This is a genomic window from Streptomyces sp. NPDC020780, assembly GCF_044334475.1.
Taxonomy (GTDB): Bacteria; Actinomycetota; Actinomycetes; order Streptomycetales; family Streptomycetaceae; genus Streptomyces.
Genome location: NZ_JBIRTB010000008.1, coordinates 19748 through 32595 on the forward strand (window position 1 = coordinate 19748; position 12848 = coordinate 32595).

12 protein-coding genes are annotated in these 12848 nt (G+C 68.5%); 3 read left to right on the plus strand and 9 right to left on the minus strand.

Features of this window, described 5'->3' with window-relative positions:
- Positions 1–104: 104 nt before the first annotated feature.
- The 8 genes from ACH4VO_RS16640 to ACH4VO_RS16675 form a co-directional block, all read right to left on the minus strand.
- Positions 105–1253, minus strand: coding sequence for a P1 family peptidase (locus ACH4VO_RS16640; RefSeq protein WP_360997678.1), 1149 nt, complete (start codon positions 1251–1253; stop codon positions 105–107).
- Positions 1254–1460: 207 nt separating this feature from the next.
- A complete protein-coding gene (locus ACH4VO_RS16645) occupies positions 1461–2696 on the minus strand; it encodes a hypothetical protein (protein ID WP_398440955.1) in 1236 nt (411 codons plus the stop codon).
- A 187-nt stretch (positions 2697–2883) separates the two neighbouring features.
- Positions 2884–4077: an elongation factor Tu gene (gene tuf, locus ACH4VO_RS16650; RefSeq protein WP_360997681.1), complete on the minus strand. Its 1194-nt coding sequence runs from the start codon at positions 4075–4077 to the stop codon at positions 2884–2886.
- Positions 4078–4235: 158 nt separating this feature from the next.
- Positions 4236–6365, minus strand: coding sequence for an elongation factor G (fusA, locus tag ACH4VO_RS16655; RefSeq protein WP_069171167.1), 2130 nt, complete (start codon positions 6363–6365; stop codon positions 4236–4238).
- 38 nt (positions 6366–6403) lie between these two features.
- Positions 6404–6874, minus strand: a complete 471-nt coding sequence (gene rpsG / locus ACH4VO_RS16660) for a 30S ribosomal protein S7 (RefSeq protein ID WP_018101248.1) — start codon at positions 6872–6874, stop codon at positions 6404–6406.
- 2 nt (positions 6875–6876) lie between these two features.
- Entirely contained in the window at positions 6877–7248 is a 372-nt protein-coding gene (gene rpsL / locus ACH4VO_RS16665) for a 30S ribosomal protein S12 (protein ID WP_003948652.1), read from the minus strand.
- Between the two features lie 402 nt (positions 7249–7650).
- A complete protein-coding gene (locus tag ACH4VO_RS16670) occupies positions 7651–7899 on the minus strand; it encodes a hypothetical protein (protein ID WP_360997683.1) in 249 nt (82 codons plus the stop codon).
- A gap of 131 nt (positions 7900–8030) precedes the next feature.
- Positions 8031–8423 carry a hypothetical protein gene (locus ACH4VO_RS16675; RefSeq protein WP_360997685.1) on the minus strand — a complete coding sequence of 131 codons (393 nt, stop codon included), beginning with the start codon at positions 8421–8423 and terminating at the stop codon, positions 8031–8033.
- A gap of 699 nt (positions 8424–9122) precedes the next feature.
- Here ACH4VO_RS16675 and ACH4VO_RS16680 point away from each other — a divergent pair.
- Together ACH4VO_RS16680 and ACH4VO_RS16685 are read left to right on the plus strand one after the other, a co-directional pair.
- Complete coding sequence (locus tag ACH4VO_RS16680; protein ID WP_360997686.1) at positions 9123–9623, plus strand: transposase family protein; 501 nt, start codon at positions 9123–9125, stop codon at positions 9621–9623.
- Between the two features lie 226 nt (positions 9624–9849).
- Entirely contained in the window at positions 9850–10335 is a 486-nt protein-coding gene (locus ACH4VO_RS16685) for an ISAs1 family transposase (RefSeq protein WP_360997748.1), read from the plus strand.
- A 1468-nt stretch (positions 10336–11803) separates the two neighbouring features.
- Here the strand turns inward: ACH4VO_RS16685 and ACH4VO_RS16690 are convergent.
- Positions 11804–12256: a helix-turn-helix transcriptional regulator gene (locus tag ACH4VO_RS16690; RefSeq protein ID WP_360997688.1), complete on the minus strand. Its 453-nt coding sequence runs from the start codon at positions 12254–12256 to the stop codon at positions 11804–11806.
- Positions 12257–12536: 280 nt separating this feature from the next.
- Here ACH4VO_RS16690 and ACH4VO_RS16695 point away from each other — a divergent pair, with 280 nt between their 5' ends.
- Positions 12537–12806, plus strand: a complete 270-nt coding sequence (locus ACH4VO_RS16695) for a WhiB family transcriptional regulator (RefSeq protein WP_360997690.1) — start codon at positions 12537–12539, stop codon at positions 12804–12806.
- Positions 12807–12848: the final 42 nt, after the last annotated feature.

Below are 12848 nucleotides of genomic sequence, written 5' to 3' on the forward strand. Positions count from 1 at the left end.
GGTCCCCGGTCGGCCGCCGAGCGGTGGGCCGGGGGCCGACCCTGGACCGGCCGTCGCCCGCCTCGGAGAAGCAGTGCGGGTAACGGCCGGCTGCCCCGCGGCCGTTATCGGCGCAGGTCCGCGCAGGCCGACGGATAGGTGTCGCAGTAGCTCTTGTACTGCCGCACGGACGTGGCTTCGAGCATGGCGTGGGCGACGGCCCTGGAGAGGGTGTCGGCCGCCGCGGAGCCGATCCGGGTGAGCGCCCCCTCGTCGGCCGGGTCGGCGTTGGACAGACCCCGGCCGGTGCCTGTGGCCACGGAGAAGATGGTGTCGCCGTCGGAGAGGGTGTGCGACGGGTGGATCGCCCGGGCGAGTCCGTCCTGGGCTGCCGCGGCCATCCGGGTCAGTGCCGCGTTCTCCATGGCCGCACTGGTGGCGACGACCGCGATCGTGGTGTGGGCGGCCGGATCCGCCCCGCCCTGCGGCGTGCCCGTGACCGGCCGGCACTCCGCGCGTGACGGCTTGCGCAGCCCGGCGAACTCGTCACCGATGCCCAGCGCGGCTCCCAGCAGCGTGCAGTCCTTCGGGTTCACCGTGCTCCCGAGCGCGTTGACCACGACGAGCGCCCCGACGACGGTCCCGTCGTCCAGCCTGACGCTTGCCGTGCCCACGCCTCCTTTGAAGGTGCCGGCCCCCGTGAGAGCTCCGGTCCCGGCGCCGACGGTGCCCTGGCGCACGGGACCGTCCTTGGCCGCCTGCATCGCCCGGTACCCCCAGGAGGCCGTCGGCCGTGCCCGTTCGCTGCCTCCCCGCCCGAGGTCCCAGATGACCGCCCCCGGCACGATGGGGAGGGAGACCCCTTCATGGTCTTCCAGCCAGTGCATCGCACCGACACCGACGTCCAGGCCCCAGGAACTGCCACCGGTCAGGACGATCCCGTCGACCCCGGGGTTGGCATTGACGGGGGCGAGGATGTCGGTCGTCCACGTGCCGGGGGAGCCGCCGCGTACGTCGACGCCGGCCAGTGGCTCGCCCGGCGTGCGGACGACGGTCGCTCCGGTGAGGTAGGGCGGGCGTGTCGACTGCACCTGACCGACACGGATGCCGGGAACATCGGTGAGGGCGTTGAGCGGACCGGGCTCCGGAGCCGTGACCGCGGTCGCGGCCCGTCCGGCAGCCGGGGACGCCTCGGCACCGCCGAGTACGAGACTTGCGCCGGCGGCCGCACAGACCAGCCCCACCGCCAGCGGACGGGCACGTCGGAACACCATATCGACCTCTTCTCAGGACCCCCGGGGAAGGAGCGGCCGCTCAGCGCGGCGGCGGCACACGGAAAGCTAGCGGCCCCGGCACGTCCGCCGACCGGCGACGCGCAGACGGACACCGAACCGGCCGGGAACCGGCATCCGCGCGGCCGAACGGCCCGGCCGGGTCGTGGAGACGCACGACCCGGTGGAGGACTCACGTCGAACGGCCGCTCACGTACGCGTGACCGTGCCGCACTGGCCGTCGTCGGTGGGCACGCGGCTGCGGTCGTACGGGTCCACCGCGGCGCCTGTGGGAGCCGTCTCCGGAGCGTCGCTCGGGAAGGACGGGTGCAGGAAGCCGTCGTACACCCGACAGGCGGTGTTGCCGGCGTACTGCTCGTACCGCGAGAACGACAGCGTGCCCGGGGTCGTCCGGAAACGCTCCGGGTCGTACAGCACGGTCGTCAGCCGCCGCCGCACGATGGTGCGCGTCACCTCGTCCTGGCTGCCCGCCTTCAGCACGGGGTACACGAAGGTGTAGTCGGCGTGCGCCTCGACGGAGCCCTCTCTCCCCGCCCCGACGGTCATCCGTCCCCTGGTCTTGACCACGTTCCCCGACAGGCGGGCGTCGTCCGGATCGATGCGGGTGAACAGCGCCAGCGGGTCGTGTTCCTCGTCCGGCCGGGTCCATGCGCCGGCCAGCATGTCCTGCACGTCCTTCTGCCGGGGATCGAGGAGCGCGAGTGCCTCGCGCGGCTTCTCGCCCCGCAGGGTGGCCGGGTCGAGGTTGGCGGCGATCAGGAACTGCCGGGTCGTGCGGAGGAACTCCTCGACCTGTGCCGTGCTTATTCCTCCGACCGCCCTGGCCTCCGGGACGGTTATCCCCTCCGCCCCGTCCGCCCAGCGGAGCGCGGGCGAACCGCGGAACGGCTCCTCGACCGTCGGCCGGTCCGGGTCGGACTCGGCGGGCGCGGCGGTGGGCGGTGCGGTCTCCGCGGGCAGCGGCCCGGCGTCGACGGAGTCGCCGCCCCCCGGCAGGTGGTCGGTCAGCAGGCTCGGACGCATGGTGACCAGGAGAATGCCGACCACCGCGACGAACCCGAGGGCGCCGGCGACACGCCGCCTCTTCCGTCCGCGCCTGTTCATCTCCTGCCACGCCGGCCCGGTGCGCCAGCCGTCCGGCTGCCACGGCTGGGCCGGCTTGCTCTTACTGCCCCAGCGGCGCCCGCCCTGCGTGCGGGCGGCCTCCTCGTCCAGGGCGCGCAGCCTCGCGGTGACCATACGGGCGCGCGCCGACGGTTCCTTCGGGGCGTCAGCCCCACCCTCCTCCAACTGCCCTACCAGCTGCGCCCATTGTTCCTCGGACACGGGCGCCGGTCCGTCACCGTGGTCGGAATGTCCTTCCGACGGCGTGCTGGTACTCACTGTTCTCCCCCACTCGCGGCCGCGTTCTCGGGCCGTCTTCATGCCGGCCGCGTCATGCCGACCGTGTGATTTCGAACAAAGTAGCGGAACACTGACGCTCGCGCGTGGGTTCCGTGGTGACCAGCCGCACCGTCCCGCACACGCCGAAGGGCCCCGCACCTCTCCTGCGAGAGGTACGGGGCCCTTCTTGGCGCTCAGTGCGGAGCAACCAGGTCAGACGATCAAGTGACTACTTGATGATCTTGGTGACCTGGCCGGCGCCCACGGTCCGGCCACCCTCACGGATGGCGAACTTCAGGCCCTCTTCCATGGCGACCGGCTGGATCAGCGCGACGTCCATGAGGGTGTTGTCACCCGGCATGACCATCTCGGTGCCCTCGGGAAGGGTCACAACGCCCGTCACGTCCGTGGTACGGAAGTAGAACTGCGGGCGGTAGTTGTTGAAGAAGGGGGTGTGACGGCCACCCTCGTCCTTCGACAGGATGTAGGCCTGGGCCTGGAACTCGGTGTGCGGCGTGACCGAACCCGGCTTGATGATGACCTGGCCGCGCTCGACGTCCTCGCGCTTGATGCCACGAAGCAGCAGACCGACGTTCTCACCGGCCTGGCCCTCGTCGAGCAGCTTGCGGAACATCTCGATGCCGGTGACCGTGGTGGTGGTCTTCTCGGTCTTGATACCGACGATGTCGACGGTCTCGTTGACCTTCAGGACACCACGCTCGATGCGGCCGGTGACGACCGTACCGCGACCGGTGATCGTGAAGACGTCCTCGATCGGCATGAGGAACGGCTTCTCGACGTCACGCTCGGGCTGCGGGATGGACTCGTCGACGGCCTTCATCAGGTCGAGAACGGTCTGGCCCCACTCGGCGTCGCCCTCAAGGGCCTTGAGCGCCGAGACCTTGACGACCGGAAGGTCGTCGCCCGGGAACTCGTACTCGGAGAGGAGCTCACGGACCTCGAGCTCGACGAGCTCCAGGATCTCCTCGTCGTCCACCATGTCGGCCTTGTTCAGCGCGACGACGATGTACGGCACGCCTACCTGGCGGGCCAGGAGCACGTGCTCCTTGGTCTGCGGCATCGGGCCGTCGGTGGCCGCGACCACGAGGATGGCGCCGTCCATCTGCGCCGCACCCGTGATCATGTTCTTGATGTAGTCCGCGTGACCCGGGCAGTCGACGTGCGCGTAGTGACGCGACTCCGTCTGGTACTCGACGTGCGCGATGGAGATGGTGATACCGCGCTGGCGCTCCTCAGGAGCCTTGTCGATCTGGTCGAAGGCCGAGGCCTCGTTCAGGTCAGGGTACGCGTCGTGCAGCACCTTGGTAATGGCGGCCGTGAGGGTCGTCTTACCGTGGTCGATGTGACCGATGGTGCCGATGTTGACGTGCGGCTTAGTCCGCTCGAACTTGGCCTTCGCCACTGGGGTCCTCCTGAGTGGTTCTGTACGCCTTGCTTCATCGGCGCCAGGTGATCTTTGCTGGAATGCCGGTGCCGGGGGCATTCGCCGCGCCGCTCGCGCGTCGCGGTGAATGCCCGACCGGGCTCCGGTGACAAGCCTAAAGCGTGAGCTCGGAAGAGTTACTCGCCCTTGGCCTTCGCGATGATCTCCTCGGCGACGTTCCGCGGAACCTCGGCGTAGGAGTCGAACTGCATCGAGTAGCTTGCGCGACCCGAGGTCTTGCTGCGGAGGTCTCCGACGTAGCCGAACATCTCCGAGAGGGGCACGAGGCCCTTCACGACGCGAGCGCCGCTGCGCTCCTCCATGGCCTGGATCTGGCCACGGCGGGAGTTGAGGTCGCCGATGACATCGCCCATGTAGTCCTCGGGCGTGGTGACCTCGACGGCCATCATCGGCTCGAGGAGCACGGGGGACGCCTTGCGGGCACCCTCCTTGAACGCCTGCGAACCGGCGATCTTGAAGGCGAGCTCCGAGGAGTCGACCTCGTGGTAACCACCGTCGAGAAGGGTGACGCGGACGCCCACCATCTCGTAGCCGGCCAGGATGCCGAACTGCATGGCTTCCTGGGCACCCGCGTCCACCGAGGGAATGTACTCACGGGGGATGCGGCCACCGGTGACCTTGTTGACGAACTCGTAGGAGGCGTCGCCACCCTCGATGGGCTCGAGGGCGATCTGCACCTTCGCGAACTGGCCGGTACCACCAGTCTGCTTCTTGTGCGTGTAGTCGATGCGCTCGACGGTCTTGCGGATCGTCTCGCGGTAGGCGACCTGGGGCTTGCCGACGTTCGCCTCGACGCGGAACTCGCGCTTCATGCGGTCGACGAGCACCTCGAGGTGAAGCTCACCCATACCACCGATGATGGTCTGGCCGGTCTCCTCGTCCGAGTGCACCTGGAAGGAGGGGTCCTCCTCCGAGAGGCGCTGGATGGCGACACCCAGCTTCTCCTGGTCACCCTTGGACTTGGGCTCGATGGCGACCTGGATGACCGGCGCCGGGAAGTCCATGGACTCCAGGATCACCGGGTTCTTGTCGTCGGACAGCGTCTCACCCGTGGTGGTCTGCTTCAGGCCCATGACGGCGACGATGTCACCGGCGCCCACCGACGCGATCTCCTCACGCTTGTTCGCGTGCATGCGGTAGATCTTGCCGATGCGCTCCTTCTTGCCCTTGACCGAGTTCAGCACCGCGGTGCCGGCCTCGAGGCGACCGGAGTAGATCCGGACGAAGGTGAGCTTGCCGAGGTGCGGGTCACTCGCGATCTTGAACGCCAGGCCGGAGAACGGCTCGTCGTCCGAAGGCTTGCGCTTGATGACCAGCTCCGGGTCCTTGACGTCGTGGCCCTCGATGGCCTCGACGTCCAGGGGGGAAGGCAGGTAGCGGACGACGGCGTCGAGCAGGGGCTGGACGCCCTTGTTCTTGAACGCGGTGCCACAGAAGACGGGGGTCACGGTGACGGAGTCGGCCGAGCCCTTCGAGGCGAGGGTGATCCGGCGGATCGCCTCGTACAGCTGGTCCTCGGAGGGCTCGTTGCCCTCGAGGTACAGCTCCATCATCTGGTCGTCGTTCTCCGCGACGGCCTCGAGGAGCTTGCCGCGCCATTCCTCGGCGGCCTCCTTGAGGTTGTCGGGGATCTCGACGATGTTGTACATCTCGCCCTTGACGGCCTCTTCGGGGTACACGAAGGCCTTCATCGTCACGAGGTCGACGACGCCACGGAAGTCGGCCTCCGCTCCGATGGGGAGCTGCATCACGATCGGGACCGCGCCGAGGCGCTGGACGATCATGTCGACGCAACGGAAGAAGTCGGCACCGGTGCGGTCGAGCTTGTTGACGAAGCAGATGCGCGGGACGCCGTAGCGGTCCGCCTGACGCCAGACGGTCTCCGACTGCGGCTCGACGCCGGCCACACCGTCGAACACGGTGACGGCACCGTCGAGGACGCGGAGCGAACGCTCCACCTCGACGGTGAAGTCGACGTGACCCGGGGTGTCGATGATGTTGATGGTGTGGTCAACATCATTGAGCGGCCAGTGACAGGTCGTCGCGGCGGACGTGATCGTGATGCCGCGCTCCTGCTCCTGCTCCATCCAGTCCATCGTGGCAGCGCCGTCGTGGACTTCACCGATCTTGTACGAGACGCCGGTGTAGAAGAGGATCCGCTCAGTGGTGGTCGTCTTGCCCGCGTCGATGTGGGCCATGATCCCGATGTTGCGGACCTTGGCCAGGTCAAGCGAAGTGGTGGCCATAAGGCTCAATCTTCTCTCGGTCTCGATGGGGTGAGCGACTACCAGCGGTAGTGCGCGAAGGCCTTGTTGGACTCGGCCATCTTGTGGGTGTCCTCGCGCTTCTTGACGGCAGCGCCAAGACCGTTGGAGGCGTCGAGCAGCTCGTTCATGAGGCGCTCGGTCATGGTCTTCTCGCGGCGGGCGCGGGAGTAACCGACGACCCAGCGCAGGGCGAGGGTGGCGGCGCGACCGGGCTTGACCTCGATCGGCACCTGGTAGGTGGCGCCACCGACACGGCGGGACTTGACCTCGAGCGAGGGCTTGACGTTCTCAAGCGCGCGCTTCAGCGTGATGACCGGGTCAGCGCCGGTCTTCTCGCGGAGGCCTTCCATGGCGCCGTACACGATCCGCTCGGCGGTGGAACGCTTGCCGTCGAGGAGGATCTTGTTGATCAGCGAGGTGACAAGAGGAGAGCTGTAGACCGGGTCGATGATGACCGGGCGCTTCGGGGCGGGGCCCTTACGAGGCATTCTTACTTCTCCTTCTTGGCGCCGTAGCGGCTGCGGGCCTGCTTGCGGTTCTTGACACCCTGGGTGTCGAGCGAACCGCGGATGATCTTGTAACGAACACCAGGCAGGTCCTTCACACGGCCACCACGCACGAGCACGATGGAGTGCTCCTGCAGGTTGTGCCCCTCACCCGGGATGTAGGCCGTGACCTCGATACCGGAGGTCAGACGCACACGCGCGACCTTACGGAGCGCCGAGTTCGGCTTCTTCGGGGTGGTCGTGAACACACGCGTGCAGACACCGCGACGCTGGGGCGAACCCTCGAGCGCGGGCGTCTTGTTCTTCTCGACCTTGTCCTGCCGGCCCTTCCGGACCAGCTGCTGGATCGTAGGCACTACTTCTCCGGTTTCTGTGTGCCGTTCGTGAAACTAACCTGGAACACGCACCGACCCACGCGGTCGGGTGTGTCGAATACTGGAAGCCCCCGCGGTAAGGCGGAAGAAACCTCGATTGCGGTGGCCACTTACGGACTCGCCGTGCGGTTGAGGACACGCACACGAGCCCAGGCACACCCCAGGCACAAGGCTTGAGCGTACCTACCTCACGGACCTGGGTCAAAACAAATGCTGACCACCAGGAGGGGGACCTCGGCCGGGGACATCGGCCGCGACATCGCCGGCCGCCGCCGTCGACGGGACGGCGTGAGCGTCCGAGGGCCTCGGCGACCGTGATCCACTCGGTCGGCGCGGGGCCGGAGTCGCGGCCGAGGGGAGGTTCGGGGCACAGGGGGCCACTCTTCACCTCGCGTCACGGAAGGCCGGGATCTGCACCGTGCTCGTCAGCCAGGTGGTGTGTTCATCACCGTTCGCCACCCGGTAGCCGTACTGCACACCGATCCTCCCCTCGCGGGGAATGTTCCGGCTCACCTCCCCGCCCATGACCTGGACTCCGCGCTTGCGCAGCGGAGCCCGCGTCAGGAAGGGAACACCGGAGACGAGGAGGGCCAAGAAGGTGACGACGAAGGCAAAAAACGCGACAGCAATCACGATAATCTCTTCCCCGTTTCTGCATTTTTGGCGAACAAAGCCGAGCAGCCCGATCGGGAAGCCCGGACGGCAGGGAGAATCCGCGATTCCCGGACGATCGTCACCCGCGAGTCGTCACGTGGAACCGAGGTTCACGCCACTGCACCGATACACCCCAGAACGAGCGACACGAACGCCACAGCCAGCAGAAAGACGAGGAGGTTACGCCTCCCCTTCACGTTTTCCGGCATATGGGAAACGAATTCGGCGCGCTTCGGATTGTGCGGATCGTAGATGATCTCCTTCGATCCGGAGGGCTGTGTGGTGAGCCCTGCCATCACGATGCTGTGCAGCCCGCCGTCTCGCCCGTCGTACCCGTAACGCACCGTTATCTTTCCGTCCTGGGGAAGTGACCTGGACGCCTCCCACCCCCATGTGCGCACACCTCTTCGCCGCAGAGGAGCCTGCCTGAGATAAGGAACTCCGAAGGAAATAAGAGCGAGAACGGCAACAGCGAAAATCACACCAAAAACGTTGAGCACCACAGACCTCCGGACTCCGGACTCGTTCATTCGCCGGTATGAGACACCACACATCGGAGTGCGCCGACCTCATGCACCGAAAGACATTTGCGACGCGTCGGGGCCGAGAAGACAACACCACTGCAGTCGCAGGAGCTGCTATGACCGGTCCACACCGAAAAGGCACCCCCCATGCTTTTCCATAGTCTCTTCTTCAAGAGATTTTCCGTCGTAGCCCTGCCCAGCATGCGCGGGTCGTAGAAGATGCGGACCGCGAACCCACCCGGCGGGAGACCATACCCTCCTCCGCCGGGTCACGTAATGCCTCTCTCTCCTTCACTGTCGCGGTAAGGGCAGTCCCGCAATTGCCGGTGGATCAGCGCGCGGCGTCAGATGCGGTGCATCGCAAGGCGGAGGAGCGTGGGCATACTGGATGTTTGCGGACGTTCCGACAACGCGGCGAGGTGCTGTAGCTGTCGTCGCGTGCCCGCCGGGAATTGCGGGACAGCCCTTGGATGACAGCGATGTTCGCGTTCCGGCTGACGCCTCCGCGCCCCCCTTCGGCCCAGGGCGGTTGCACGTTCCGGGGTCGTGCGGCTGGTCGGGTTGTGAGTGGTTGGGGCGCATAGCAGAGCAGGCACGGGCTTCGTGATCATGGGGTGTCTAAGCCAGATGATCATGAGGCGACCCGTGCCTGCTGCTGCGCCCTCTCCCATCCCTGCCGTGCTGGTGAAACTGGGGCCGCTGGATACCGGCCGGATCGCCGACCTGCGCCCCTACTTCGACTCGGTGCCCGACCCGCGCGCACGGCGGGGCCGGTGGTACTCGCTGACCGCGATCCTGCTGGTGTGTGCCTGCGCGGTCGTCTCGGGAGCGAAGAGCATCGACGAACTCGCCGAGTGGGGACAGCGTTCCTCGAACGCACTCCTGTCAGTGATCGGGATCCGCCGCCACCTGCTCAGATGGCGGCGCACTCCGTCGCCGGCCACGATCGGCCGTGTGCTGGGGGCTGTCGACGGTGACGCCCTGGACCGGGCGGTGGGCGCCTACCTGGCCGACCGGCACCGTGCCGCCATCGAACCCGCCCAGGCGCCGTCGCCCTCCGCGTCCGGGACGTCGCGCGCGATCGCTGTCGACGGCAAAGCACTCAAGGGATCAGCCCGTCTCACCGCGACGCGCCGACATCTGCTCTCCGCGGTCACTCACGGCACGGCACTGTCGTGACCCTCGCCCAGGCGGAGGTCGGCGCGAAGACGAACGAAACCACACACTTCCGGCCGCTGCCGGCACCGCTGAACCTGACCCACACCGTCGTCACCTTCGACGCCCTGCACTCGGTCAAGGCGAACATCTCCTGGCTGGTCGAGACCAAGAAGGCCCACTACATCGCCGTGATCAAGACCAATCAGCCCACCGCCACGCCCAACTCGCCGCCCTGCCCCGGCAGTCCATCGCTGTCCAGCACACCGCCTCCCGGGCCGGACACGGACGCCGGGAGTCCCGCTCGATCAAGACCTGCGGGATCGCCGACGAACTCGGCGGAATCGCCTTTCCCCATGCCCGCCTGGCTATCCGCGTCCACCACCGCCGCAAGCAGACCGGCAAGCGTGAGACCCGTGAGAGTGTCTACGCCGTCACCAGCCTCGACGCCCACCAAGCCGGGCCCGCCGACCTGGCCGCCGCGATCCGCGGGCACTGGGGAGTGGAGAACTCCTCGCACCACATCAGAGACGTCACCTTCGCCGAGGACGCCTCCACCGTCCACACCGGTACCGCACCCCGCGCCATGGCCACCCTCCGCAACCTCGCCATCGGCGCGCTGAAAACCCTCGGAGCCGACAACATCGCCAAGACCACCCGGGCGATCCGCGACGAGCCCCAACGAGCACTCCCCATCCTGGGCATCACCGACGATCCGGACACCTACGGAACTTGATCAAGCCCTGCCTTCGGCCGGCACCCCCCTCCTCCTGAGGATCCACACGTCACACAGGCTTGCGCCTTGTCGCGGATCGACACACCCTGCGCGTTGCAGACCTTCTGGACCTCGCCGACCAGGTGGGCCTTGACCGCACGCGCCGGCCGAGGATCCGCAGCACGACGTGCGGATTCCTGGGGGCCGCCGGGAGGGACACACACCATGTGGCTCATCAGGCCGGCGCGGGGGCGAGGGCTCGGGCGCGCGGGACCGTCCCTTCACTCCTGTCCGTCAGGACTCCTGTCCGTCAGGGCGGCCCTGGCGGCGCGGCCGGGGCAGGCGCGGGATGGTGGGCACCTTGGACCGGCGATTCTTGGGGGCGAACGCCGGGGGACGCGAGGGAGTCGCGGAGCGGGGGCGGGCCGAGGGGTCCGCCCGGGGGCCTTCTACCCGAAACCCTTCCGCTCCCGCCCCCTCTGCCTGGTTCGGAGGCGGAGGGGATGGGGTCGAGGATGCGGCACCCGTGGGCCCGGAGCCCGCGGGGTCGGTGGAGCGGGCTCGGCCAGGGGCCGACGGGGTGGCGCGTGCGGTCCTCGGGTCCGCAGGATCGACGGCCGTATGCGAGGAATGCGCGGGGTTCCCGGCGGCGCCCATGGGATCGTCGGGGGCGCCCATGGAGTCGCCGGCGGCGCCCGTGGGATCCGCCGGATCCACGGCGGGACCCGCTTGGTCCGTAGACGCCTCGGACGGAGATGTCCCCGCGGGGTCCGTCCCGTCGCGCCTCGCGTCGCCGGGCGTGCCGGATGTGTCTGGCGATGCGGACGTGCCAAGTGCGCCTGGAGTTGCGGGCGTACCGGGTGTGAGTCTGCGGCGGAAGGGGATGACCGCCGCCTGTCCGGGCGTCCGGTCGTCGGCGTCCGCCGCCGGAAGGCCCTCGGCCCACTCGGGCCGGTGGTACTGGGCCGCCGCGTCCCGCCAGCCCTGCCCGTACGCGGCGTACTCGCGGCGCTCCATCTCCTCGCGCGGCACGACCACGAGCTCGCTCGCCGCGTGGCTCCCCAGCAGAACACCGACAGCGGCGAGCAGCCGGGCGAGGTCGCCGGGAGGCATCTCCTCGTCCTCCCCCACGTCCGATCCCGGCCGCCGCCGATGACACGGTGCGGCCCCGGACGAGCCGTTCGCCTGCCGGGAGCCCTTGTCGCCCTCGCCCATGCGCGGCTCTTCCTGACGTCTCCTTCACCACCGTTTCCGACACAGTAGTGCGGCACTCCGTCCTCGATCGGAGCGCCGTTTCCCCACCCTGGTTAAGCGGGGCCGATGACGGCCGGCCCCAGCCCTTCGAACGGAACCGGAACAGCTTAGCGATCATGCGCACGCGCGGCCCGGCGGCGGTGGGCGGCGGAGCGGCGGCTCAGCCGGGGGCACAGGAACTCAGGGCGCGGTTACCGGCCCTACGGACACCTGGACGCCGCCAGCCCGTCCGGCCTCATCCGCGCCGGGTCCGCCGCGCGGGGAACTCCTGGCCCACCGGGTCCGCGGGCAGGAACTGCCCCGCGACCCGCAGGAACATCTCCCGCTGGTCGGCGGGGACACCGAGCGCGGTGGCGGCCTCCTCCAGCGTGATCCGCTCACTGCCTGCGTTCTGCCGGTCGAGGTCGTCCGCGGTCGGCGGCAGCGGCAGCTCGTCCTCGGTGAGCCGGCCCGAGCGGATGAGCATCTCCCGTACAGGAATGCCCAGGACGTGCGCGAGTCTGCGCATCGTCTCCAGGTCGGGCATGCTCTGCCGCTGCAGCAGCCGCGTGATGGCCGCTCGATGGACGCCCGCCTCGTCGGCGAGGCGGGATTTTCCGCCACCCCGCGGGCTGTCGATGTCGTATCCACGCCGCCGGATCACGTCCTCGATCCAGGCCGTGAACTGTTCCAGTTCACTGACGGTCACAGGTCTTCGCCTCCCTCCGAAGCGAACCTCAGGTTACCGCGCTTGCGCGCGCATAATTATGAGCTTTCGCGCGCGCAATGTGGAGATTCGCTGAAGACGTGCCCCTTTCCGTGCGTATCGCAGCCTCGGAGTAACCCTGCGTCACTGTCCGGAAGTGATCGCTCACCGGTCTTTTCGTTGCGCGCTCGCACGCAATCTGCCACTGTGCATCTCCGGTCGAACCCCTGACGCCTGTCAGGCCACCCCCTCCCGTCCCACCGCTCGCGCACCAGGAGCCTCCATGGATCCGTCGTTCCTCTCCCTCCCTTCCCACACCTGGACCACCTCGGCCGCCTGCCTGGGACTGCCCCCGGAGACGGTCTTCGCGCGGCATCCGGCCGAGGCCGCGCCCGCTCTCGGCGCCTGCGCCCGCTGCCCGGTCGTCCGGCAGTGCGAGGAGACGGTGGCGCCGGCCGACAGCTGGTTCGACGGGGTGTGCGCGGGACGGCTCTGGCGCAACGGCCGGCCCGTCGCCCTGGAGCGCGGCAGGCGCCGCCGGGTGGCGGCCTGACCGGGCATCTCCAGGGCGCCCTCCCCGGAGACGGGAAGACCG

Bases quoted from the DNA above. Each gene is read 5' to 3' on its own strand.
- ACH4VO_RS16640 (WP_360997678.1), bottom strand. From the start codon at position 1,253: ATGGTGTTCCGACGTGCCCGTCCGCTGGCGGTGGGGCTGGTCTGTGCG.
- ACH4VO_RS16645 (WP_398440955.1), bottom strand. From the start codon at position 2,696: ATGAAGACGGCCCGAGAACGCGGCCGCGAGTGGGGGAGAACAGTGAGT.
- fusA (WP_069171167.1), bottom strand. From the start codon at position 6,365: ATGGCCACCACTTCGCTTGACCTGGCCAAGGTCCGCAACATCGGGATC.
- rpsG (WP_018101248.1), bottom strand. From the start codon at position 6,874: ATGCCTCGTAAGGGCCCCGCCCCGAAGCGCCCGGTCATCATCGACCCG.
- ACH4VO_RS16695 (WP_360997690.1), top strand. From the start codon at position 12,537: ATGGATCCGTCGTTCCTCTCCCTCCCTTCCCACACCTGGACCACCTCG.